This window comes from Pseudomonas rhizophila (assembly GCF_003033885.1).
GTDB classification, from domain to species: domain Bacteria; phylum Pseudomonadota; class Gammaproteobacteria; order Pseudomonadales; family Pseudomonadaceae; genus Aquipseudomonas; species Aquipseudomonas rhizophila.
This window is the reverse complement of sequence record NZ_CP024081.1, coordinates 784543-806946: the sequence shown is the minus strand read 5'-3', so window position 1 is coordinate 806946 and position 22404 is coordinate 784543. Positions and strand designations below refer to the sequence as shown.

Genomic DNA, 22404 nt, shown 5'->3' with positions numbered 1-22404 from the left:
CCTCGGGCAACCGCCAGAGGCCAGTTAAATCCGCGAATGGATTTTTCAAGACCGCAGTGAGGACATCCATGCGCCAACCCGATATCGAGATTTACCTCAAAGACGCCGACGTCGATCACAAGGCCATTGCCGCGTGGCTCGGCCAGGCCCTGGGCCCGTGCAGCGACTGGGTCCAGAAAGGCCAGACTTACAAGTGCAAGGCCGGCGATATCCCGGTGACCTGGCTACCCAAGGCTGTGGGTAAATGGAACAGCCTGTACCTGGAAAGCGACCAGACCCCGTGGGAAGACGACATCGCCTGCGCCCGTGCAGCCTTTGCCGCGCTGAACGTCGAAGTGCGCTGCGCACCTGGGTCGTGGGTGGAGGAAGAAGGTGAGGAATCGGCCGATCGCTGGATTCGCATCAGCGCCGATGGGGAAGAAGAGATTACCTGGAAGACGGCGTGACTATCTGAGGGCCACCCTCGCGATGCCCGCCGCAGATACAAAGGTAAAAGCACAACCCATGTGGGAGCGAGCCTGCTCGCGATAGCGGTGTGACAGTCAATGATGCATTGCCTGATACACCGCTATCGCGAGCAGGCTCGCTCCCACAAAGGGGTTTTGTGTCGCCAGTGAATGCGGGTTACAACCCCACCACATCCTCAGCCTGCAAGCCCTTCTGCCCTTCCACCACCGCGTACTCGACCTGCTGGCCTTCAGTCAGAGAACGATGGCCTTCGCCACGGATCGCGCGGTAATGCACGAATACATCCGCCCCGCCTTCACGCTGGATGAAGCCGTAGCCTTTGGCGTCGTTGAACCACTTCACATTGCCGGTTTCGCGTGCTGCCATGATTGCTCACTCCCATTTTTATTTTTAAGTCGGCCTTTCGATAGAAAGCCGTACGATCTTCGCCGCCGTCCGGCCGTCCACGAGGAAGGCAGAGGCAGTCAGCTGCCCGAGTATATGACAGACGTAAAAACTCTCAACTGACTTTACTTCGGCGCTTTTTTGCCGATTTTCGACGAATCCGGCACACTAGCCGCCGCTTTATCTTATCCACTCATGCAGAAGCCGTATGACCCGTTCCCCGTTCCGCCGTCTTGTGTTTGGCACCCTGCGCCGACTGTTGTACCTCTGGGTTCGCTCCGAGACGATCAATCAGTCGTCCTTCACCCTCAACCTCGACCGCAGTCGTCCGGTGTTCTACGTCCTGCAAAACCCTTCGCTCACCGACCTGGCGGTGCTCGACACCGAGTGCACCAAGGCTGGCCTGCCCCGCCCGGTACTGCCGGTGTCCGTGGGCAACCTGTTGGAACCGGCGGCGTTTTTCTACCTGACCCCGGAGCCGGACTGGCTCGGCCGGCAGGACAAACGTGGCGCGCCGCCGACCCTGACGCGACTGGTCAATGCCCTGACCCACAACGCCGCCGAAGACGCACAGATCATCCCGGTCAGCGTGTTTTGGGGGCAGTCGCCCGACAGCGAATCCAGCCCGTGGAAACTGTTGTTCGCCGACAGCTGGGCCGTCACTGGCCGGCTGCGGCGCTTGCTGAGCATCATGATCCTGGGGCGCAAGACCCGCGTGCAGTTTTCCGCGCCGATCCATTTGCGCGAACTGATCGAGCACGACAAGGGCCACGAACGCACCGTGCGCATGGCCCAGCGGATCCTGCGGATACATTTTCGCAACTTGAAAGCGGCGGTCATTGGCCCGGACATTTCCCACCGACGCAATCTGGTCAAGGGGCTGCTGAACCAGCCGCTGGTCAAACAGGCGATTGCCGACGAGGCCGAGCGGGAAAAAATCACCCCGGAAAAAGCCAAGGCCCAAGCGCTGCGTTACGGCAACGAAATCGCCTCGGACTACACCTACACCGCGATCCGTTTCCTGGAAGTGGTGCTGAGCTGGTTCTGGAACAAGATCTACGACGGCATCAAGGTCAACCACATCGAAGGCGTGCAGAAGGTCGCCCAGGGCCACGAAGTCATCTACGTGCCGTGCCACCGCAGCCATATCGACTACCTGCTGCTGTCGTACCTGCTGTTTCGCAACGGCCTGACCCCGCCGCACATCGCCGCCGGCATCAACCTCAACATGCCGGTGATCGGCGGTCTGCTGCGTCGGGGCGGGGCGTTTTTCATGCGTCGCACCTTCAAGGGCAACCCGCTCTATACCGCGGTGTTCAACGAATACCTGCACACACTGTTCACCAAAGGCTTTCCGGTGGAGTATTTCGTCGAGGGCGGTCGCTCGCGCACCGGACGCATGCTGCAACCCAAGACCGGCATGCTCGCCATCACCTTGCGCAGCTTCCTGCGCTCATCGCGCATGCCCATCGTGTTCGTGCCGGTCTACATCGGCTATGAGCGCGTCCTGGAAGGCCGCACCTACCTGGGTGAACTGCGTGGGGCGAGCAAGAAGAAAGAATCGATCTTCGACATTTTCAAGGTCATCGGTGCCCTCAAGCAGCGCTTCGGCCAAGTAGCGGTGAACTTCGGTGAGCCGATCAAACTGGCGGAGTTTCTCGACGGCGAACAGCCAGGCTGGCGCCAACAGGAGCTGGGCCCGCAATTCAAACCGGCCTGGCTCAACGCAACCACCCACCGCCTCGGCGAGCGGGTGGCCCGGCACCTGAACGAAGCAGCGGCCATCAACCCGGTCAACCTGGTCGCCCTAGCGCTGCTGTCCACCAGCCGCCTGGCCCTGGACGACCGTGCCATGGCCCGGGTGCTGGACCTGTACCTGGCGTTGTTGCGCAAAGTGCCGTACTCGCCTCACACCACCTTGCCCGAGGGCGATGGTCGAGCGCTGATCGAGCACGTCAAAGGCATGCACCTGCTGTCGGAACAGAGCGATGCCCTGGGCAAGATTCTGTATCTGGACGAGCAGAATGCCGTCCTGATGACCTACTACCGCAACAACGTGCTGCACATCTTTGCCCTGCCGGCGTTGCTGGCGAGTTTCTTCCAAAGCACCTCGCGCATGAGCCGCGAACAGATCCTGCGCTACACCCGCGCCTTGTACCCCTACCTGCAATCGGAGCTGTTCATTCGCTGGTCACTGGAAGAACTGGACGCCGTGGTCGACCAATGGCTCGAAGCGTTCGTCGAACAAGGGCTGCTGCGTTTCGAAAAAGACCTGTATCTGCGCCCGGCCCCGAGCTCACGGCATTTCGTGCTGCTGACCCTGTTGTCCAAGAGCATCGCGCAGACCTTGCAGCGCTTCTACATGACCGTCTCCCTGCTGCTCAACAGCGGCCAGAACAGCATCAGCGCTGAAGAACTGGAAGACCTCTGCACGGTCATGGCCCAGCGCCTGTCGATCCTGCACGGCTTGAACGCACCGGAATTCTTCGACAAGAGCCTGTTCCGGCATTTCATCCAGACAATGCTGGACCTGGACGTACTGCGCCGGGACGAAGCGGGCAAGCTAAGCTATCACGAGCTGCTGGGTGAACTGGCCGAAGGTGCGGCCAAGCGGGTCCTGCCGGCGGAGATCCGTTTGTCGATCCGTCAGGTGGCGTTGCATCGCAGTGAAGATGCGGCAGATCAGGTCATCCCGGTGGTTGCGGACTGACCCCACAGGCGCCAGGTTCTCTCTGGCGCCCTCAATATGGAAATGCCCCCAATGAAAAAGCTTCTTCTCGTCGCCGTTGCCACGTTACTCAGTGCCTGCTCCAGCGCACCGCTGGCGAGCAAAAACAGTCTCGACGGTGAAGTGTTCTACCTGCAGCGCATCGCCCTGCCGCCCACCGCTGTCTTAAGCGTGAGCCTGCAGGATGTGTCCCTGGCCGACGCCCCCGCGGTGGTGCTCGATGAACAGAGCGGTCCGGTCAAGGGCCAGGTCCCGCTGCCGTTTCACCTCAGCTATGATCCGGCCCAGGTCAAACCCGGCCATCGCTATGCTGTGAGCGCGCGCATTGAAGTGGACGGCCAGTTGATGTTCATCACCACCGAACAACACACCGTGCAGCTCGATGGCAAAGATCCACAGCCGCTGAAGATCCGCGTCAACGCCGCCCGCTGATTTCTCTTTCTAATTTTTTCAAGGAAGCTGCCATGCTCCGCTCTACGCTCCGTTTCACCAGCCTGTGCGCCGGCCTGTTGTTCTGCGCCAACACCATGGCCCTGTCCCTGGCCGACCTCTCGCAGAAGGACGCCACCGGCGGCCTCAAGGACGCACTGACCCAGGGCGCCCAAGTAGCCGTCAAGCAGTTGGGCACACCCGGTGGCTTCAGCAACAACCCCGAGGTGAAGATCGAACTGCCGGGCAAGCTCGGTAAAGTCGCCAGCAAGATGAAAGCCTTTGGCATGGGCGATCAGGTCGAACAACTGGAAGCCAGCATGAACCAGGCCGCTGAAGCCGCTGTGGTCCAGGCCCAGCCGATCCTGGTCAATGCCGTGAAGAACATGAGTGTGAGCGATGCCAAGGGGATCCTGAGCGGCGGCAACGATTCCGCCACGCAGTACCTGAACAAGAGCAGCCGCGAGCAGATCCGCGCCAAGTTCCTGCCCATTGTCAAGCAAGCCACCGACAAGGTTGGCCTGGCGCAGAAATACAACACGTTCGCAGGCCAAGCGGCGACCTTCGGCGTGCTGGACGCCAAAAGCGCCAACATCGAAAACTACGTGACCGAACAAGCGCTGGACGGTTTGTTCGAGATGATCGGCAAACAGGAAGCCACCATCCGCCAGAACCCTGCGGCGGCGGCGAGCAGTTTGGCCAAGAAGGTGTTTGGTACGCTCTGAGATTCAGCGCAAAAACACTGTGGGAGCGAGCCTGCTCGCGATAGCGGTATCAGCCATAACATCTGTGTTGACTGATGTTCCGCCATCGCGAGCAAGCTCGCTCCCACATTCGATCTTCAGTGTTATCAAAATCGTGTCAGGTCTTCTTGACCCTGAACCACGCCGCATACAACGCCGGCAGGAACAACAGCGTCAACGCCGTCGCCACGATCAGCCCGCCCATGATCGCCACCGCCATCGGGCCAAAGAACAGGCTACGTGACAGCGGAATCATCGCCAGCACCGCCGCCAGCGCGGTGAGCACAATCGGGCGGAACCGTCGCACAGTGGCTTCGATGATCGCCTGCCACGGGGCGAGCCCCGCCTTGATGTCCTGTTCGATCTGGTCCACCAGAATCACCGAGTTGCGCATGATCATCCCCGACAAGGCGATGGTGCCCAGCATGGCGACGAAACCGAACGGCTGGCGGAACACCAGCAGGAACAGCGTGACACCGATCAGTCCCAGGGGGGCGGTGAGAAACACCATGGCCGTGCGGGAAAAACTGCGCAATTGCAGCATCAGCAACGTCAGCACCACGACGATGAACAGCGGCACGCCGGCGTTCACCGATTGCTGGCCACGGGCGGCATCCTCTACCGTACCGCCCACTTCCAGCAGATAACCGTCCGGCAGCTCGGCACGAATCGGGGCCAGGGTCGGGAATATCTGCTGCACCAGGGTCGCCGGTTGTTCCTTGCCATAGATATCAGCCCGCACGGTCACACTTGGCAGGCGATTGCGGTGCCAGATAACGCCTTCTTCGAAGCCGTATTCCAGCGTCGCGATCTGCGACAGCGCAACGCTTGTGCCATTGTCGGTCGGCACCGCCAGGCTCGGCAGCAGGGACAATTCGGTGCGCTCATGCACCGTGCCGCGCAGCAGAATCTCGATCAGTTCGTTGTCTTCCCGGTATTGGCTGACGCTGGAGCCGGTGAGGGAACTGCGCAAAAAGCTCGACAGGTTAGCCGTACTCACGCCCAACGCTCGGGCGCGGTCCTGATCGACGTTCAGGTACACCACCTTGCTCGGCTCTTCCCAATCCAGATGCACGTTGGCCACGTAGGGATTTTCACGAACCTTGGTCGCCACTTTCCGCGCCAGGGCCCGGACTTGTTCGATGTGCTCACCGGTCACGCGAAACTGCACCGGATAACCCACTGGCGGGCCATTTTCCAGGCGCGTGACCCGCGAGCGCAGGGCCGGGAACTGCTCGTTCAACGTGGTGATCAACCAGCTGCGCAGGGGCTCGCGGTCTTCGATGGTCTTGGCCAGCACCACGAACTGGGCGAAGCTGGGTGCCGGCAGTTGTTGATCCAGCGGCAGGTAGAAGCGCGGTGAACCGGTGCCGACATAAGCCACGTAGTTGTCGATGCCCGCGTGGTCCTTGAGCAGCGCTTCAAGGCGCTTGACCTGCTCGGCGGTGTTGCTCAGGGACGCGCCTTCGGCCAGCTTCAGGTCGACCATCAGCTCAAGTCGCCCCGAGGCCGGGAAGAACTGTTGTGGCACGAAACGGAACAGCGCCACCGAGCCCACAAATAACAGCACGGTCAGCACGATGACGGTTTTGCGCCGCCGCACGCACCACTCCACCAAGCGCCGGACACGCTGGTAGAACGGCGTGCCGTAGGGGTCGAACTGGCCATCAGCGGTGCCGTGTTTGGCGGCATGAATTTTCGCCAGGTCCGGCAACAGTTTCTCCCCCAGGTACGGCACGAACACCACCGCGGCCACCCAGGAGGCCAGCAGCGCCAGGGTGACGACCTGGAAAATCGAACGGGTGTACTCACCGGTGCCTGACTGCGCCGTGGCGATCGGCAGGAAACCCGCAGCGGTGATCAGCGTACCGGTGAGCATCGGGAATGCGGTGCTGGTCCAGGCATAGCTGGCGGCCTTGATCCGGTCGAAGCCCTGCTCCATTTTGATCGCCATCATCTCGACCGCGATGATCGCGTCATCCACCAGCAGACCCAACGCCAACACCAGCGCGCCAAGGGAAATCTTGTGCAGGCCGATGCCCAAGTAATACATCGCGGCGAAGGTCATCGCCAGCACCAGCGGAATCGCCAGGGCGACCACCATCCCGGTCCGCAGCCCGAGGGAGAAGAAGCTCACCAGCAACACGATCGTCAGGGCCTCCACCAGCACCTGGACGAACTCGCCAACACCGGTTTTCACCGCCGCCGGCTGGTCCGAGACCTTACGCAATTGCATGCCGGCCGGCAGGTTGTTCTGGATACGGGCAAACTCCGCCTCCAGGGCCTTGCCCAGAATCAGAATGTCGCCGCCGTCCTTCATCGCCACGGCCAGACCAATGGCATCTTCGGCCATAAAGCGCATGCGCGGGGCTGGCGGATCGTTGAAACCGCGATGCACATCCGCGACATCGCCGATACGGAACGTGCGATCAGCGACACGAATGGGAAAGTCGCGGATCTCTTCTACTGTCTGAAAATTTCCCGATACCCGTAGTTGGACTCGCTCGCTGCCGGTTTCGAAAAAACCTGCGGTCGATATTGCGTTCTGCTCTTCCAACGCCTGCTGGACTGCCGCCAGCGGCACGCCGAGGGTCGCCAGCTTCACGTTCGACAGTTCGATCCAGATTTTCTCGTCCTGCAAACCCAGCAGTTCGACCTTGCCCACATCCTTGACCCGTTGCAGTTGGATCTGGATGCGATCGGCGTAATCCTTGAGCACGCCGTAGTCAAAACCATCGCCAGTCAGCGCATAGATATTGCCGAAGGTGGTGCCGAACTCATCGTTGAAAAACGGCCCCTGGATGCCCGGCGGCAAGGTGTGACGGATGTCACTGACCTTCTTGCGGATCTGGTACCACAACTCGGGAATCTGCGCCGAATGCAGGGAATCGCGGGCCATGAAAGTCACCTGGGATTCGCCCGGGCGGGAGAACGAGACGATTCTTTCGTAATCGCCGGTTTCCATCAGTTTCTTTTCGATGCGTTCGGTGACCTGGCGAGAAACCTCTTCGGCCGTAGCCCCCGGCCAGTTGGTGCGAATGACCATGGCCTTGAAGGTAAACGGCGGGTCTTCGCTCTGGCCGAGCTTGGTGTAGGAAAGCGCGCCGACGATTGCCAGCAACAACATCAGGAACAGGACGATCTGGCGGTTACGCAGCGCCCATTCGGAAAGATTGAAGCCCATCGGGGATTACTCCTTGGCCGCCAGATTGACCACGCGGTTGGAGCGATCCACCGGCCGCACCTGCTGGCCGTCGAGGAGCACGTGCACACCGGCTGCGACGACCCAGTCATTGGGGCTCAGCCCTTCAAGCACCGGAACGGTTTTTTCGCCAAACGGGCCGACGCGCACCGGGACTTTTTTCAGGGTGTTATTGCCGTTGACTACCCACACGTAAGTGGCGCCGTTCTCGGCGGTGAGTGCCGACAGCGGCACCGACAGCGACACCTGGTCGCCGGTCTGGATAAACACTCGGGCACTCTGGCCCAACTCAGCCGGAACACTGCCGGCGGTGAAGGCAACGCGAGCGGCGAAGGTGCGGGATCTGGGATCGGCGGCTGGCGACAGTTCGCGGATGCGTCCGCTGAAACGCTGATCGGGCTGGCTCCATAACTCCACCGAGACCGGCTGACCAATCTTGAACCGGCCAAAGCCCTGCTCCGGCAGGCTGATCAGCACTTCACGCTCGCCGTCAGTGGCGAGGGTGAAGACCGTTTGACCGGCCGACACCACCTGCCCTACCTCCACGGAACGCCGGGCAACCACGCCATCCTGAGGCGCACGCAGCACCGAGTAACTGGCCTGGTTGCTGGCGACATCGAATTCAGCCTTGATCTGCTTGAGCCGCGCGGCACCGGAGCGGTAGAGGTTTTCTGCGTTGTCGTACTGGGAGCGGCTGACCATCTGCCGCTCCATCAAGGTTTTGTAGCGATCACGTTCAGCGCGCACCAGGTTCAGGTTGGCTTCGGCGGCGGCGACTTGGGCACGGGTGGCTTCCAGCTGCAGGCGCACGTCCTGGGGATCGAGCTCGGCCAGGGGCTGGTTGGCCTTGACTCGCTGGCCCTCTTCGACCAGTCGTCGGCTTACTTTGCCGCCGATGCGAAAGGCCAAGTCTGGCTCGAATCGCGCCCTGACTTCACCCGGATAACTTTCCATCGCCTGGCCCGAAGGCTCTGGCTGCACCACCATGGCGGGGCGCACGGCAAGGGACACGGGTTCGTCCTGACCACACGCAGACAATAAAAAAACCAGGCTCACTGGCAGGGCGAGGGGCAAGGCATAGCGGAACATGGCGAGTGACCTTTCGCTAATGGTGCTTGGAATAATTATACTGACGAGTATGTTATTAATAGCAAACTCACCAGTCCAGTATTAAAAGCGAATAATGTCGAACAATCTTTCACCTCCCAACGGCCCAGGCCGTCCGAAGGATCTGGCCAAGCGCCAGGCCATTCTCGACGCGGCAAAAAAACTCTTCGTCAGCCTGGGGTATGCCAACACCAGCATGGACGCGGTCGCCACCGAGGCCGGTGTGTCGAAGCTGACGGTCTACAGCCACTTCAACGACAAGGAAACGCTGTTTTCCGCTGCCGTGGTGGCTAAGTGTGAAGAGCAAGTGCCGCCGCTTTTCTTCGAATGGCCGGACGGCGTACCGATCGAACATGTGTTGCTGAACATTGCCCGTGGTTTTCACCAACTGATCAACAGCGACGAATCGGTGAACCTGCATCGGTTGATCATGGCCTTGGGCAGTCAGGACCCGCAGCTGTCGACGATCTTCTTCGAAGCAGGCCCGCAACGGATGCTCTCAGGCATGGAAAGGCTGCTGAACAAGGTCAACCAGAGCGGCGCCCTGAGCATCGACAAACCGCGCAATGCGGCGGAACACTTCTTCTGCCTCATCAAGGGTGCGGCGAATTTCCGCTTGCTGTATGGCTGCGGCGCACCGCTGGAAGCCGCAGCGGCCGAGGCTCATGTCGAGGAAGTGGTGGGGTTGTTTATGCGCGCTTATCGGCCGCAGATCATCTGATAGATTCTCGCCGACTGGGCGGGCCTCATCGCGAGCAGGCTCGCTCCCACAGGGTAAGGTGTAGTTAACACAACACACATCTGTGGGAGCGAGCCTGCTCGCGATGGAGGCGACGCGGTCTCAGGCCTTGAGCGCCTTCTTGGGATAGATGTCGTAGCGGCTGGATTTACCCTCGAGCCCGTGGCTGGGTTTTGGCCCTTCGATGCACGGTGCCTTGCGCGGGCGCTTGACCACGACGCGGTGAGTCGCCAGGGCCAGGGCCGCGGCCAACAACGCCGGAGCGTCCAGGTCGTCGCCCACCAGCGGCCGGAACAGGCGCATTTCCTTCTTCACCAGGGCCGTTTTCTCACGATGAGGGAACATCGGGTCCAGGTAGATCACCTGGGGCGGCTCGCCTTGCCAGTTGCGCATCACCTCGATGGAATTGCCCTTGAGCAACCGCATGCGGGCGACGATCGGCGCCACGTCGAAGTCCTCCGCGCCTCGGGCCAGGCCATCCTCAAGCAATGCGCCGATCAGCGGCTGGCGCTCGATCAGGCTCATTTCACAGCCCAGGCTGGCCAGCACAAACGCATCCTTGCCCAACCCGGCCGTGGCATCCAGCACACGCGGACGTACGCCCTGGGCCACACCGACGGCTTTGGCGATCATCTGGCCGCTACCGCCGCCGTACAAGCGGCGATGGGCCGCGCCGCCTTCGACGAAGTCCACCCGCACCGGTCCCGGCGCATCCGGCCCCAGTTGCTGCAATTGCAACCCCTGCTCACCGACCTGCAAGGCAAACTCGCCATCGTCCACCTGCAACGGCAGGTCAAGGCGCTGTGCCCAGTGCTCGGCCTGCGGCTGGAAGGCCGGGGCCAGGGCCTCAACATGGATGCGGCAGGCCGCGGGTTGATCACTCATGGAAGTTGTTCATTCTTGGAAACATGCTCAAAAAATTAAGGATCGGCAAAAACGGCCGATAACAACGGTGAACGGCATTTTGCCAGAGCTGAGCGTCGACCGAGAAAAATGTCAGACATTCAATCCACATCGATAGGCGTCATCTCCCCTTACGGCGATTACAGCCTGCGCAACACCCAAGCCCTGAGCGGCGTCAGTCACCTGTGGCAGGATTTTTTTGCCCGGGCCCTGGCCGATCAACTGGGTGATAACGCACCGGCGCCTGGCAGCTACCAGCCAGTTGCCCTCGATGAGGCTGTTGAACCGACCCTCGGCGCCGAATTGCTCGAGCACATTGTCAGCCAGCGCAACTGCCAAGTGACAGAAACCCAAGTCAAACCGCCTGAGCCGCTGTTCCTGCCAATCGCTGAATTTGAACTCGACCTGCTGGACAAACCCTTCCCGCCGTTCCCGCCGGAAGAAATCGCCACCCAGCAAAAACAGCAGACCTTCGAAAGCAACTGGGTTCGCCCTCTGGTGCTTGCCGCCGGCCAACCGCTGCCAGAACCGGGACCTGCGCCTCAGCCACGTCCACTGCACCTGCCGATTGCCGAATTCGAACTGGACCTGCTGGACAAGCCGTTCCCGCCGTTCCCGGAAGAGGAACTGGTGGCACAGCAGAAGCAACTGGACTTCGATACCCGCTGGGCACGCCCGATCGTGTTGCAGAACCTGCGCATCGCCGCCTGAATCAACGGCAAATCCACCACGGCCCGACATCCAGATGAAAATGGTTGCGGTGCGCCGCGTTGTAATCCGGACTCAAGACCACATTGAACACGTCACAGGCACCGTCGCGCACCTGGCGCAGGAATTGGGCGTGGGTGTTGTCCTTCGGCCAGTCCTTGAGCACGTTCACACGACGGCCGTCCGCCAGGCGAAACCCGGCGATATCCAGCGCACTGGCCGTGGCATGCTGGCTGCGCGCCCCGCTCTCCCGACCGTACATATTGCGACAGGCGAAACTGCCCAGATGATCGACCTGCACCACTTCCTGCCCATAGGTCGCCAGCGCCGCCGGCTGCAGCGCGTGACGTTCAAACAAGGCGAACGCCACCGCCAGCGGGCAACTGGCCAGGAAGCTGCTGCTCAACGCCACCTCGCCGCCCTGCACCCTCAGCACATTGCTCAGCGGGCAACTGGCCTGGGGACTGCTGTCGGCCTGGCGGGTGGCCCGCAGCCCCGAGGTCGCGAGCGCCTGGTCGCATAACTGCGGATCGTTGCGCAGGGCCATGAGTTTGTAACGGGTCAGCAGGTTCGGCGGCGCATTGACGTCCAGGGGCGCCCAGGGATTCCATTGTGCCGGCACCGACAGCCAACCGCGCCATACCCCCAGCACTGCGACGCCAACAACCAGCACCAATAGCGTAAAACCTTTCAAAACCCGCACGACAATGCCTCGGGCCTCAACCCTTGAATAATTGGTTGGCCTGGTTGAAGGGCATCGAACGACGGGTGAAGGTGAACGAGCCCTGTTCGCGGATTTCCTCGGCGGCGCGGAAAAACTCGCCATACGCCGCCAGGGCCAGCGCGGACCCGACACTGATGCGCTTGACGCCCATCTCGCTCAGCTGCGCAACTGTCAGGTCCAGCGCCCCGGACATCAACACATTCACCGGTTTCGGCGCCACCGCCCGGACCACCGCCAGCACCTGCTCGGCCGAGCTCAAGCCTGGGGCATAGAGCACGTCGGCACCGGCATCGGCGAACGCCTTCAGGCGGGCAATGGTGTCATCCAGGTCGGGCTTGCCGTGCAGAAAATTCTCCGCCCGGGCGGTCAGCACAAAGGGATACGGCAGACTGCGCACCGCGTCAGCCGCAGCTTTAACCCGCGCCACGGCATGCTCGAAGCCATAGATCGGGCTGTCTTCGCGCCCTGTGGCATCTTCGATCGAGCCACCCACCGCGCCGGCCTGCGCCGCGCGGATCAGGCTGCTGGCGCACGCCTCGGGGGCATCGGCGAAGCCGTTCTCCAGATCGACCGCCACTGGCAAGTCAGTGGCCGCCACAATCGCCCGGACATTGGCCAGGGTGTCATCCAGCCCCGTCGCACCATCGGGCCGTCCCAGGGAAAAAGCGTAACCGGCACTGGTGGTGGCCAGGGCCTCGAAGCCGAGACTGGCAAGCATCTTTGCCGACCCGGCGTCCCACGGGTTGGGAATGACGAACGCGCCTTCGCGTTCATGCAAGGCTTTGAAGGCCTGGGCTCGACGGGTTTGCGCATCCATGGAAATCACTCCTGGGCAGAGAAATTTTGCCTCAGAGCAAACCCAGTTGCTCGGCGGCGGGCTCTCTGTATAGCTCAGGCAGGGCCGGCAAGCCAGGCAAACGGCTCATCAATCGGCGATGAAAGTGTTGCGCGAGTTTGGCCGCCAGCACGTTGTCGGCGGTGTGCAGAAAGATATAAGGCGTGCGCCCCTCTTCGATCCACCCGGCGATTTTTTCCACCCAGGGGGTCAGGAACGGTTCGTTGGCCTCCAGCACTGGATGGCCGATGAAACGCACCTGCGGGCAGTGGGTGAACGCGGTCGGCCGGGGCGGTACGCGCGGTTTCTTCGATTGAGCATGGAGCACGGCAGGATCGGTCGAGGTGCAACTGAACAATGCCCGGGGATCCAGACAGATGCGTTCTACCCCGCGATCAAGGAGCAGGCGGTTGAGCTGTCGTTCGGCATCGCCTTTGGCAAAGAAGTCACCGTGACGGACCTCCACGGCCAAGGGTCGCTCAAAAGCATCGATGAAGCCCGCCAGCTCTGGCAAGCGATTCGGGGTAAAGGCCTTGGGTAGCTGCAACCAGAACGGTGAAACCCGTTCGCCCAGGGGGCTGAGCAATTGCACGAAGGTTTCGATGGCCGTCAGGTGCTCACGCAAATCGCCATTGTGGCTGATCTCACCGGGCAACTTGGCGGTGAAGCGAAACTGCTCGGGCATGGTCTGCGCCCAGCGCTGAACGATGGCTGCAGAGGGGCTGGCGTAGAAGGTCGTATTGCCTTCCACGGCATTGAACACTTGAGAATAGAGGTTCAGGAAATCGGAGCTTTTGGCGTCTTGCGGATAAAGATAATCGCGCCAGGCGTTTTCGCTCCAGGACGGGCAGCCCAGGTAGTAAGGCAACCCCATCAGATGTAGAGGTCGAGTCCCAGCACTTCCATATCCCAGTCAACAAAACCGGCAGTGCTCAGGTAGCTGGCCAGGGCCACGGATACACTGCGGCTCATGGCGCGGTGATACAGCATGTCTTGCTGACGGGCCGGAAGATTGCTCAGGCGTTGCGCCGAGGCTTTGGCAGCGCGGGCGGCCAGTTGCTCTTCGGACGGAAATTCCAGTTCGCCATCGACGTCATCGAAGGACTCATCCGCAGCAGCTTTGCCTGCACGAGGCCTGCGTTTGATGGGGTAGGACTGGGATGAAACGCCGTCTATACGCATAACAGAATGCTCGGTATCAATGATGGCAATTTAGCGGCACTTTCACAGCCGCGCAAATGCGCAAGTGATAACTAGAGCACATAAAGTCAAAAAGGTTTAAAACCGGCTCGAAAAAATGACGACTGGTAATATTGGGCGTGACTTTTGGGGGAGCAAATGACTTTGTAGGAGCAAGGCTTGCCCGCGATGAAGATGACGCGGTCCGCCGGAGAACAGAGGCCCCCGTATCGCGCAAACTTTGCTCTCACGAAGCCTGTGCCTACCGTTCGGATTTGGGCGTTGCAACCTTGTCCCGCAAATACACCGGTTGTGCATCGTCGGCCGGGATGGCTTCGCCGCGCTCCCAGGCGAAGCGGGCCAGGGTCAGCAGGTCTTCGGCATGGGGCAGCATCGAGGCGTCCTGGCCGCTGAGGGGGACGGCAATCCGCTCGCCGTAGCCCCAACCGGTACCGGCGCCGAACCAGTCGCCGCTAGCGTTGGCAGGCAACGCCGCCCCTTCGGGGGGGAGCACCGCTTCGGCGCCCACCAGGCGCATCTCACCCTCGGACTCGCGGTAGCAGCCCCAATACACCTCGTCCATGCGCGCATCGATGGCCGCCGCGACCTGGCTGACGCCCTGTTCACGCAAGGCGCGCTGGGCGAGTACCGCCAGATTGGACACCGGCAGCACCGGCCGCTCCAGGGCAAACGCCAGGCCCTGCACCACGCCGACGGCAATGCGCACGCCAGTGAACGCTCCCGGCCCACGACCAAAGGCAATCGCATCCACCGCCTGCAAGTTGGTCCCAGCATCGCTGAGCAATTGCTGGATCATCGGCAGCAGCTTCTGGGCGTGCAAGCGCGGGATCACCTCGTAATGGCTCGTGACCTTGCCGTCGTGCAGCAAGGCAACGGAGCAAGCTTCAGTCGCGGTATCCAGGGCCAGCAAGGTGCTCATCGGTGTGTCCGTAAATCAGATGGGGAAAAGTGCGCCAGTATAAACAACAACGGCCCGCAAGCGGGCCGTTGTTATTTGCTGCACAGCAGACTTGTCAGCTCAGTGCTTCAAGCACCTTGCCGGTGATCGCTTCAACCGAACCAACGCCCGCGATGTAGCTGTACTTGGGCTTGCCTTGGGTCTTGGCGGACAGCTTCTGGTAGAACTCCACCAGCGGCTTGGTCTGGGAGTGGTAGACCGACAGGCGATGGCGCACGGTTTCTTCGGTGTCGTCCTTGCGCTGCACCAGTGCTTCACCGGTGATGTCGTCCTTGCCGGCGAGTTTCGGCGGGTTATAGACGGTGTGGTAGACACGGCCGGACGGCTCGTGGACACGACGACCAGCAATGCGTTGAACGATCTCCTCGTCGTCGACGGCGATTTCGACAACGTGATCCAGCTCCACGCCAGCCGTAACCAAGGCTTCGGCCTGCGGAATGGTGCGCGGGAAACCGTCGAACAGGAAGCCGTTGGCGCAATCGGCTTGAGCGATGCGATCCTGGACCAGCGCGATGATCAGGTCATCCGACACCAGGCCGCCGGCATCCATGATGCTCTTGGCCTTGACGCCCAGCTCGGTGCCGGCCTTGACCGCGGCACGCAGCATGTCGCCAGTGGAGATTTGCGGGATACCGAATTTTTCGGTGATGAACTTTGCCTGAGTACCTTTACCGGCCCCGGGAGCTCCCAGCAGAATGACGCGCATCGATGTGCTCCTCAATTTTTTTATGTAAACGCTCGGATTCGCCTCGTGGGGCCAATCTCGGAAAACAGGATCGTGACCGCCCAAACGGCCAAAGGCTGATCAAGATACACAGCAGGCCCGACCCACACAAGCCGCCGAAAGTCGAAGGAACCCGCGCCTGACGCGACCTTGGGAGGAGGTGGCGATCGTCGCAACCGGACAACAAACTGTCGCCCGACCGACCTCCTCCCTGCCCACCCGGCCTCCGCCCGGGGGATACCGGGCGGGCCGTTTCGGTACGCCGCTTAACCTTAGCCGGTGTTGCGCAAACCGGCGGCAATCCCCGCCACAGACACCAGAAGCGCCTGTTCCACGGGGCTGCCCTGGGCAACGTCCTGCTGCCGCGAACGGGCAAGCAGTTCAGCCTGCAACAGGTGCAACGGGTCGAGGTAGGTGTTGCGCAGGCGAATGAATTCCAGAGTGTCAGGGCTATGTGCCAGTAGCTGCGACTGACCGGTCAACCCCAGGACCACCGAGCACGCCTGCGACAATAGGTCGCGTAAATGCTCGCCCAACGGTAGCAACCCAGGTTCGACCAAACGCTCATCGTAGGAGCGCGCGATGTCCGCGTCGGCCTTGGCCAGCACCATCTCCAGCATGTCGATGCGGGTGCGGAAAAACGGCCATTGCTCGCGCATCTGCCCCAGCAACTCGCCCTCGCCGCGCTCCAGCGCCTTGCCCAGGGCGGTCTCCCAACCGAGCCAGGCCGGCAGCATCAGGCGCGTCTGGGTCCAGCCGAAGATCCACGGGATCGCCCGCAGGCTTTCGATGCCTCCGGCCCGGCGCTTGGCCGGCCGGCTGCCCAGCGGCAGACGGCCCAGTTCCTGCTCCGGTGTGGACTGGCGGAAGTACTCGACGAATTGCGGATTTTCCCGCACCACGGCGCGGTAAGCCTTGACCCCGTCGGCCGCCAGTTCATCCATCAGATGACGCCACTGAGGAGTGGGTGGCGGCGGTGGCAGCAGTGTCGCTTCCAGCACGGCGGCGAGGTACAGATTGAGATTCTGTTCGGCGATGTCCGGCAGGCCAAATTTGAAACGAATCATTTCACCCTGCTCAGTGGTACGGAACCGCCCGGCCACCGAACCCGGCGGTTGCGACAGAATCGCCGCGTGAGCCGGACCGCCGCCACGCCCCACGGTGCCTCCGCGGCCATGGAACAACAGCAGTTCGACTTGCTGTTCGCGACAAATGTCCACCAGCCGTTCCTGGGCTCGATACTGTGCCCAGGCCGCCGCTGTCGTGCCGGCATCCTTGGCCGAATCGGAATAGCCGATCATCACCTCCTGAGGCCCTTGCAGCCGCGATCGATAGCCCGGCAGCAGCAACAATTGCTCGATCACCGGCCCGGCGTTGTCCAAGTCGGCCAGGGTCTCGAACAGCGGCACCACCCGCATAGGTCGCAACACGCCGGCCTCTTTCAACAAGAGCTGCACCGCGAGCACATCGGAAGCGGCGCCCGCCATCGAGATCACGTACGAGCCCAGGGACGCCGCCGGCGCCGCCGCCACTTCCCGGCACGTGGCCAGGACTTCCGCCGTATCGGCCGACGGTTTGAAATGTGCGGGCAAAAGCGGACGCCGGTTGTTCAGCTCCTCCAGCAGAAAGCTGATGCGCTGCTCCTCGCTCCAGTCCTCATAGCGGCCCAGGCCCAGGTAGTCAGTGATTTCAGTCATGGCTGCGCTGTGGCGCGTGGAGTCCTGGCGTACATCGAGGCGCACCAGGAACAACCCGAACGTCACCGCCCGGCGCAAGCAGTCGAGCAGCGGCCCGTCGGCGATCACGCCCATGCCGCACTCGTGCAGGGACTGGTAGCAAAGCTCCAGCGGGTCCAGCAGTTCGCGGTTGTTCTGCAACACATCGGCAGAGGCTGGGGTAGTGACTTTCAGGGACGCGTGCGCCCAATTGCGCGTGGCGCGCAGGCGTTCACGCAATTGCTTGAGCACGGCACGGTAGGGTTCAGCGCTATCACCGGCCTGGGCGCGCAAAGCCTCGCTGGCTTTTTGCATGGACAGCTCAGCCGCTAGGTGGTCAACGTCGCGCAGGTACAGATCCGCCGCCATCCACCGCGCCAGCAACAGCACTTCGCGGGTTACCGCAGCGGTGACATTGGGGTTGCCATCCCGGTCGCCGCCCATCCACGAGGCAAAGCGGATCGGTGCAGCCTCCAGCGGCAGGCGCAAGCCGGTGGCGGCATGCAGGGCCTGATCGGCCTTGCGCAGGTAATTGGGAATGGCTTGCCACAGCGAATGTTCGATCACCGCAAAGCCCCACTTGGCCTCGTCCACCGGGGTCGGCCGGGTGCGGCGTATTTCTTCGGTGTGCCAGGCTTCGGCGATCAGCCGTTGCAGACGCTCGTGGATTTGCGCACGTTCGGCGCTGGTGAGATCGCGGTGGTCCTGGGCCGCCAGTTGCGCGGCGATGGCATCGTATTTCTGGATCAGCGTGCGCCGGGCCACTTCCGTGGGGTGAGCGGTGAGCACCAGCTCGATTTCCAGCCGTCCCAATTGCCGCGCCAGGGACTCGGCGCCATGGCCCTCGGCCCGCAATCGAGCAAGCAGTTCGGGCAACACCCGCGCCTCGAACGGTGCCGGTTTGGACTCTTCGCGTCGGTGGATAAGTTGATACTGCTCGGCGATGTTGGCCAGGTTGAGGAACTGATTGAACGCCCGCGCCACCGGCAGCAGTTCGTCCTCGCCCAACTGATTGAGGCTGGCGCTCAGTTCGGCGTCCATGGAGCCGCGTCGATCGGCCTTGGCACCCTTGCGGATCTGCTCGATCTTGTCGAGAAACCTGTCCCCGTACTGTTCGCGGATGGTGTTGCCCAGCAGCTCGCCGAGCAGGTGAACATCCTCGCGCAAGCGTGCATCGATATCGGTCATCAGCAGTTCTCCAGCAAAAGGTCCGGACAGCTCTTGGGTTAGACGTTTTACAGAGAGTGCCGACGCAAGACGTTTATGACAAGCGACGAGGGGACATTAAACCTTGTCGGACAAAGCTAGTCTTAACAGTAAGCCACACAACGGCTTGTCACTCTGCGCGCCTGCCATCCGCGGGCTATTGAGGCCATCATGAAAATCCGTGAGCTCGCCCAACACTGGGAAGAAAACGCCAAGGGTTGCCTGACCCAGACCGGCTACACCATTCACCTGGACGTGGAGGCCGCCGCACGACTGGCGGCGATCTGCGAGATGTACCCCAAGCGCCAACCCGAGGAACTGCTCGGCGAATTGATCGGGGCGGCGCTGGAAGAACTGGAAGCCAGCTTCCCTTACATCAAGGGCTCGCAAGTGGTGGCCACCGATGAAGAGGGCGACCCGCTCTACGAAGACGTCGGCCCGACCCCGCGTTTTCTCGCTCTGTCGCGGCGTCATCTGCATCAACTCTCCTCGCAGAACGACAAGTCCAAACACTAAATTTCTTTAGGAGCGGGGGCTGCGATCTTTCCCAGACGCCAGGTCAAAAGATCGCAACCTTCGCCAGTTCCTACACGCGTCCCCCACAAAAAACGCACGGCTCCTACGCCGGGAATACCGCTACGCGCCTTGAAAGTTCAGCTTTTCTGGCGCTGACCAATCAGTCAGCAAAACTTTTGGCGATTGGCCATCCTCGCTGAACTTTTGAAAAACGCCTCAGGTCACACCGAGTAACCATACTGGAACGGTCGTTTAAATAAACGCGCCCCGGCGCCAGCGCCGAAACAGACGTCCCGGCTTCGGTCCCAGCATGGATCTGTAGTTTTTTCAGGAGTTTTCCAATGGAGTTGAAGCCTATGAATACCTGCACTGCCAAACCCTCATCCACTGGCCTGCGCGGCCTGAAGTTGGCTGCCCTGGCTATCGGTAGCAGCTTCATCCTCGCCGGTTGCGCCGGCAACCCGCCCTCGGAGCAGTACGCGGTGACCCAATCGGCGGTCAACAGCGCCGTCAGCGCCGGCGGTACCGAATTCGCCGCCGTGGAAATGAAGTCGGCCCAGGACAAGCTCAAGCAGGCCGAGATCGCGATGCACGACAAGAACTACGAAGAAGCCAAGCGTCTGGCCGAGCAGGCCGAGTGGGACGCCCGCGTCGCTGAGCGCAAGGCCCAGGCCGCCAAGGCCGAACAGGCTCTCAAGGACTCCCAGAAAGGGGTTCAGGAACTGCGTCAGGAAGGCATGAACAAGCTTCAGTAAGCCGTTCACGCCGCGACGTACTTCTCATTGATAAAAGGACGACAGACTATGATGCACAAACACTTGATGATCCCCGCCCTGCTGGCCGCCTGCGTCTCGCTGGCCGCGTGTTCCACAGATCCGAACGCTAATCTGGAACAGGCCCGTACCAACTACAACGGTCTGCAGGCTGACCCGGCGGCGACCAAGGTTGCAGCTCTGGAAACCAAGGACGCCGCCGACTTCCTGGCCAAAGCCGACAAGGCTTACATGGACAAGGAAGATGAAGCCAAGGTCGACCAGTTGGCCTATCTGACCAACCAGCGCGTGGAGGTGGCCAAGCAGACCATCGCCCTGCGCACCGCTGAAGCCGAGCTGAAAAACGCCGGTGATGAACGCGCCCGCGCACTGCTCGAGGCCCGTAACGCGCAGATCAAGCAACTGCAAGACAGCCTCAACGCCAAGCAAACCGAACGCGGCACGCTGGTGACCTTCGGTGACGTGCTGTTCGCCACCAACAAGTCCGAGCTGCGTTCCAGCGGCCTGGTCAACGTGAATAAACTGGCCCAGTTCCTCCAGGAAAATCCCGACCGCAAGGTGATTGTCGAAGGTTACACCGACAGCACCGGTTCGGACTCCTACAACCAGTCGCTGTCCGAGCGCCGCGCCAGCTCCGTGCGTATGGCTCTGGTGAAAATGGGCGTCGACCCGGCGCGCATCGTGACCCAGGGTTACGGCAAGGAATTCCCGGTAGCGGACAACACCAGCGTCTCGGGCCGTGCGATGAACCGTCGGGTCGAGGTGACCATCTCCAACGACAACCAGCCAGTCGCCCCGCGCTCGACCATGAGCGCCAACTGATCGGCTGACTGCAAGCAAAAGCCCCGCCTGACGTGATCAGGCGGGGCTTTTTTATCGGCCAACACATTTCCCTTGTGGGAGCGAGCTTGCTCGCGATAGCGGTGGGTCAGTCAATGCAGTTGCAACTGGTCCACCGCTATCGCGAGCAGGCTCGCTCCCACAGGGAAATTGAGGCTGGGTTATGGCTCAAGCTTCTGCGGCGTCTCCTGCCCCATGCAGCGCACCGCACGCTTTTTCTCATTGATCAGCACGCCGGTCAGGCCTTTCTGTTCGGTGTCGAACAGCACCAGTACGCCATCAATGCACTGGGCAACTTGCGGAGCCGGTTCCAGGGCGACTTTGTAGTCTTCGCCCGGCACGGTCTTGAGCATGGTGAACTCGTTGAGCAGCAACGCATCCTCGGGCTTGGCGAAGTGCAGGTAGCCGTAGTACCAGAGCACCGCGACGGTGCCGAGGATGCTGCAGATACCGGTGATGATCAGGGGGATGGCGTTACGTTCTTCGCTCATTGCGGGCTCTCTGAAGATTCAACGGATGATTTCGGATAATTCGGGATCTCGCCCAGGCGGCGCAGGCCGTCGAAGTGCCAGGGGTCGTCGAGATAGCGCAGCATCACCGTTCGCCAGACCGGGTCGGCGAATGTCTGCACATGCCCACCGCGAGTCAGTTGCAGGACCCGGGGCGGCGGCGCAGCTTGATACAGACGGATGCCGTTGGAAAGAGGCACGATGGGGTCATCGAGGCTGTGGTAGATCAATTTCGGTACGCCCTTCAATTGCGCCACCGAACCGATTGCACTGTCACCGTCGGGCACCAGCCAGGACAGCGGCACCTGCAATGCCCAGGTCAGCCATGAAGTACTCAGGGCGAAACGCCCTACGTCGCGATAACTGGCGGGCACGCCATCGAGCACCAGGGCCTTGAGTTGCGGCTGACGCTCGGGATGATCGGCCAGGTAATGCACCGCCAGCGCGCCGCCCAGGCTCTGGCCGAGCAGCACCAGCGGCTTGCCTTGAACCTGTGGCGCCTGGTCGAGCCATTTGAACGCTGCGTCGATGTCCTGATAGATCGCCGGCAGGCTCGGCTCGCCTTCGGAGCGGCCGTAACCGCGGTAATCCACCATCAATACCTGGTAACCCTGCTCGGGCAACCACCAGCTCCCCCCCAGATGCCAGGCCAGGTTGCCGCCGTTGCCGTGCAAGTGCAGTACGGTGCCCTTGACCTCCACCCCTGGCTTGACCGGCAGCCACCAGCCGTGGAGCCTGACACCGTCGGCGGTGGTCAGGGTGACGTCGCGGTAGTCGAGCTTGGCCCGTTCCGGGGTAAAGGGCAGGCCGCGTTCGGGGTAGAACAGCAGGGAACTGCAACCGCTCAGGGTCAGCAGCAGGCATAAGATGCCGAGGGTTCGCATCCGGTGAAACCTCGCAAAAAATAAATGAAACACCGTCCCCTGTGGGAGCGAGCCTGCTCGCGATTGCGGTAGAACGGTCAACATCAATGTTGACTGGAACATCGCAATC

The 22404-nt window shown here is 61.6% G+C and carries 22 protein-coding genes; 9 read left to right on the top strand and 13 right to left on the bottom strand.

Annotated features, from left to right (window positions below):
* Positions 1–68 precede the first annotated feature (68 nt).
* Positions 69–446, top strand: coding sequence for a hypothetical protein (locus tag CRX69_RS03710; RefSeq protein WP_047227549.1), 378 nt, complete (start codon positions 69–71; stop codon positions 444–446).
* A gap of 178 nt (positions 447–624) precedes the next feature.
* On the opposite strand, the gene CRX69_RS03705 is transcribed toward CRX69_RS03710, so the two are convergent.
* Positions 625–834, bottom strand: coding sequence for a cold-shock protein (locus CRX69_RS03705; RefSeq protein WP_003184959.1), 210 nt, complete (start codon positions 832–834; stop codon positions 625–627).
* Between the two features lie 226 nt (positions 835–1060).
* On the opposite strand from CRX69_RS03705, the gene plsB reads away from it, so the two are divergent.
* The 3 genes from plsB to CRX69_RS03690 are packed head-to-tail and all read left to right on the top strand — an operon-like array spanning position 1061 to position 4734.
* Positions 1061–3562: a glycerol-3-phosphate 1-O-acyltransferase PlsB gene (plsB, locus tag CRX69_RS03700; RefSeq protein WP_047227548.1), complete on the top strand. Its 2502-nt coding sequence runs from the start codon at positions 1061–1063 to the stop codon at positions 3560–3562.
* Positions 3563–3613: 51 nt separating this feature from the next.
* Complete coding sequence (locus tag CRX69_RS03695) at positions 3614–4012, top strand: YbaY family lipoprotein (protein WP_047227547.1); 399 nt, start codon at positions 3614–3616, stop codon at positions 4010–4012.
* A 32-nt stretch (positions 4013–4044) separates the two neighbouring features.
* Complete coding sequence (locus tag CRX69_RS03690; protein WP_076386199.1) at positions 4045–4734, top strand: DUF4197 domain-containing protein; 690 nt, start codon at positions 4045–4047, stop codon at positions 4732–4734.
* 136 nt (positions 4735–4870) lie between these two features.
* Here CRX69_RS03690 and CRX69_RS03685 read toward each other — a convergent pair whose 3' ends face one another.
* On the bottom strand, positions 4871–7936 hold the full coding sequence (locus tag CRX69_RS03685; protein ID WP_047227545.1) for an efflux RND transporter permease subunit: 3066 nt from the start codon (positions 7934–7936) through the stop codon (positions 4871–4873).
* A 6-nt stretch (positions 7937–7942) separates the two neighbouring features.
* Positions 7943–9043: an efflux RND transporter periplasmic adaptor subunit gene (locus CRX69_RS03680; RefSeq protein ID WP_047227544.1), complete on the bottom strand. Its 1101-nt coding sequence runs from the start codon at positions 9041–9043 to the stop codon at positions 7943–7945.
* Positions 9044–9137: 94 nt separating this feature from the next.
* On the opposite strand from CRX69_RS03680, the gene CRX69_RS03675 reads away from it, so the two are divergent.
* A complete protein-coding gene (locus CRX69_RS03675) occupies positions 9138–9782 on the top strand; it encodes a TetR/AcrR family transcriptional regulator (protein WP_047227543.1) in 645 nt (214 codons plus the stop codon).
* Positions 9783–9902: 120 nt separating this feature from the next.
* Here the strand turns inward: CRX69_RS03675 and CRX69_RS03670 are convergent, their stop codons facing one another.
* Positions 9903–10685: a class I SAM-dependent methyltransferase gene (locus CRX69_RS03670; protein ID WP_047227542.1), complete on the bottom strand. Its 783-nt coding sequence runs from the start codon at positions 10683–10685 to the stop codon at positions 9903–9905.
* A 108-nt stretch (positions 10686–10793) separates the two neighbouring features.
* Between CRX69_RS03670 and CRX69_RS03665 the strand changes: the two genes are divergently transcribed.
* Positions 10794–11414 (top strand): energy transducer TonB, encoded by a 621-nt coding sequence (locus tag CRX69_RS03665; protein ID WP_107321564.1) that lies wholly within the window; start codon positions 10794–10796, stop codon positions 11412–11414.
* 1 nt (position 11415) lies between these two features.
* Here the strand turns inward: CRX69_RS03665 and CRX69_RS03660 are convergent, their stop codons facing one another.
* The 7 genes from CRX69_RS03660 to ppc form a co-directional block, all read right to left on the bottom strand.
* Positions 11416–12114: an extensin-like domain-containing protein gene (locus tag CRX69_RS03660; RefSeq protein WP_107321563.1), complete on the bottom strand. Its 699-nt coding sequence runs from the start codon at positions 12112–12114 to the stop codon at positions 11416–11418.
* Between the two features lie 16 nt (positions 12115–12130).
* Positions 12131–12952: an isocitrate lyase/PEP mutase family protein gene (locus CRX69_RS03655; protein WP_107321562.1), complete on the bottom strand. Its 822-nt coding sequence runs from the start codon at positions 12950–12952 to the stop codon at positions 12131–12133.
* 31 nt (positions 12953–12983) lie between these two features.
* Entirely contained in the window at positions 12984–13844 is an 861-nt protein-coding gene (locus CRX69_RS03650; protein WP_107321561.1) for a DUF72 domain-containing protein, read from the bottom strand.
* Positions 13844–14152, bottom strand: a complete 309-nt coding sequence (locus tag CRX69_RS03645; protein WP_107321560.1) for a hypothetical protein — start codon at positions 14150–14152, stop codon at positions 13844–13846. Before CRX69_RS03645 ends, CRX69_RS03650 begins: the two co-directional genes overlap by 1 nt.
* 259 nt (positions 14153–14411) lie before the next feature.
* Positions 14412–15089, bottom strand: a complete 678-nt coding sequence (gene tsaB / locus CRX69_RS03640) for a tRNA (adenosine(37)-N6)-threonylcarbamoyltransferase complex dimerization subunit type 1 TsaB (RefSeq protein ID WP_107321559.1) — start codon at positions 15087–15089, stop codon at positions 14412–14414.
* A 94-nt stretch (positions 15090–15183) separates the two neighbouring features.
* Positions 15184–15834 (bottom strand): adenylate kinase, encoded by a 651-nt coding sequence (gene adk / locus CRX69_RS03635; protein ID WP_047227535.1) that lies wholly within the window; start codon positions 15832–15834, stop codon positions 15184–15186.
* 290 nt (positions 15835–16124) lie between these two features.
* Positions 16125–18755, bottom strand: a complete 2631-nt coding sequence (gene ppc, locus CRX69_RS03630; protein WP_107321558.1) for a phosphoenolpyruvate carboxylase — start codon at positions 18753–18755, stop codon at positions 16125–16127.
* 189 nt (positions 18756–18944) lie between these two features.
* On the opposite strand from ppc, the gene CRX69_RS03625 reads away from it, so the two are divergent.
* The 3 genes from CRX69_RS03625 to lptF all read left to right on the top strand — a co-directional run bounded on the left by CRX69_RS03625 (position 18945) and on the right by lptF (position 20884).
* Positions 18945–19289 (top strand): hypothetical protein, encoded by a 345-nt coding sequence (locus CRX69_RS03625; RefSeq protein ID WP_047227533.1) that lies wholly within the window; start codon positions 18945–18947, stop codon positions 19287–19289.
* Positions 19290–19630: 341 nt separating this feature from the next.
* Complete coding sequence (locus CRX69_RS03620) at positions 19631–20044, top strand: DUF4398 domain-containing protein (protein WP_047227532.1); 414 nt, start codon at positions 19631–19633, stop codon at positions 20042–20044.
* Positions 20045–20095: 51 nt separating this feature from the next.
* Entirely contained in the window at positions 20096–20884 is a 789-nt protein-coding gene (lptF, locus tag CRX69_RS03615) for a lipotoxin F family OmpA-related lipoprotein LptF (protein ID WP_107323229.1), read from the top strand.
* Positions 20885–21063: 179 nt separating this feature from the next.
* Here lptF and CRX69_RS03610 read toward each other — a convergent pair whose 3' ends face one another.
* Both CRX69_RS03610 and CRX69_RS03605 read right to left on the bottom strand, forming a co-directional pair.
* Positions 21064–21393, bottom strand: coding sequence for a PA3694 family proteiin (locus CRX69_RS03610; protein WP_047227531.1), 330 nt, complete (start codon positions 21391–21393; stop codon positions 21064–21066).
* A complete protein-coding gene (locus tag CRX69_RS03605; protein WP_076386204.1) occupies positions 21390–22295 on the bottom strand; it encodes an alpha/beta hydrolase in 906 nt (301 codons plus the stop codon). The genes CRX69_RS03610 and CRX69_RS03605 overlap by 4 nt, the downstream gene beginning before the upstream one ends.
* Positions 22296–22404: the final 109 nt, after the last annotated feature.

Excerpts from the sequence above, each read along its gene's own strand:
- CRX69_RS03710 (WP_047227549.1), top strand. The coding sequence starts at position 69 with ATGCGCCAACCCGATATCGAGATTTACCTCAAAGACGCCGACGTCGAT.
- CRX69_RS03705 (WP_003184959.1), bottom strand. The coding sequence starts at position 834 with ATGGCAGCACGCGAAACCGGCAATGTGAAGTGGTTCAACGACGCCAAA.
- plsB (WP_047227548.1), top strand. The coding sequence starts at position 1,061 with ATGACCCGTTCCCCGTTCCGCCGTCTTGTGTTTGGCACCCTGCGCCGA.
- CRX69_RS03695 (WP_047227547.1), top strand. The coding sequence starts at position 3,614 with ATGAAAAAGCTTCTTCTCGTCGCCGTTGCCACGTTACTCAGTGCCTGC.
- CRX69_RS03690 (WP_076386199.1), top strand. The coding sequence starts at position 4,045 with ATGCTCCGCTCTACGCTCCGTTTCACCAGCCTGTGCGCCGGCCTGTTG.
- CRX69_RS03685 (WP_047227545.1), bottom strand. The coding sequence starts at position 7,936 with ATGGGCTTCAATCTTTCCGAATGGGCGCTGCGTAACCGCCAGATCGTC.
- CRX69_RS03680 (WP_047227544.1), bottom strand. The coding sequence starts at position 9,043 with ATGTTCCGCTATGCCTTGCCCCTCGCCCTGCCAGTGAGCCTGGTTTTT.
- CRX69_RS03675 (WP_047227543.1), top strand. The coding sequence starts at position 9,138 with ATGTCGAACAATCTTTCACCTCCCAACGGCCCAGGCCGTCCGAAGGAT.
- CRX69_RS03670 (WP_047227542.1), bottom strand. The coding sequence starts at position 10,685 with ATGAGTGATCAACCCGCGGCCTGCCGCATCCATGTTGAGGCCCTGGCC.
- CRX69_RS03665 (WP_107321564.1), top strand. The coding sequence starts at position 10,794 with ATGTCAGACATTCAATCCACATCGATAGGCGTCATCTCCCCTTACGGC.
- CRX69_RS03655 (WP_107321562.1), bottom strand. The coding sequence starts at position 12,952 with ATGGATGCGCAAACCCGTCGAGCCCAGGCCTTCAAAGCCTTGCATGAA.
- CRX69_RS03650 (WP_107321561.1), bottom strand. The coding sequence starts at position 13,844 with ATGGGGTTGCCTTACTACCTGGGCTGCCCGTCCTGGAGCGAAAACGCC.
- CRX69_RS03645 (WP_107321560.1), bottom strand. The coding sequence starts at position 14,152 with ATGCGTATAGACGGCGTTTCATCCCAGTCCTACCCCATCAAACGCAGG.
- tsaB (WP_107321559.1), bottom strand. The coding sequence starts at position 15,089 with ATGAGCACCTTGCTGGCCCTGGATACCGCGACTGAAGCTTGCTCCGTT.
- adk (WP_047227535.1), bottom strand. The coding sequence starts at position 15,834 with ATGCGCGTCATTCTGCTGGGAGCTCCCGGGGCCGGTAAAGGTACTCAG.
- ppc (WP_107321558.1), bottom strand. The coding sequence starts at position 18,755 with ATGACCGATATCGATGCACGCTTGCGCGAGGATGTTCACCTGCTCGGC.
- CRX69_RS03625 (WP_047227533.1), top strand. The coding sequence starts at position 18,945 with ATGAAAATCCGTGAGCTCGCCCAACACTGGGAAGAAAACGCCAAGGGT.
- CRX69_RS03620 (WP_047227532.1), top strand. The coding sequence starts at position 19,631 with ATGGAGTTGAAGCCTATGAATACCTGCACTGCCAAACCCTCATCCACT.
- lptF (WP_107323229.1), top strand. The coding sequence starts at position 20,096 with ATGCACAAACACTTGATGATCCCCGCCCTGCTGGCCGCCTGCGTCTCG.
- CRX69_RS03610 (WP_047227531.1), bottom strand. The coding sequence starts at position 21,393 with ATGAGCGAAGAACGTAACGCCATCCCCCTGATCATCACCGGTATCTGC.
- CRX69_RS03605 (WP_076386204.1), bottom strand. The coding sequence starts at position 22,295 with ATGCGAACCCTCGGCATCTTATGCCTGCTGCTGACCCTGAGCGGTTGC.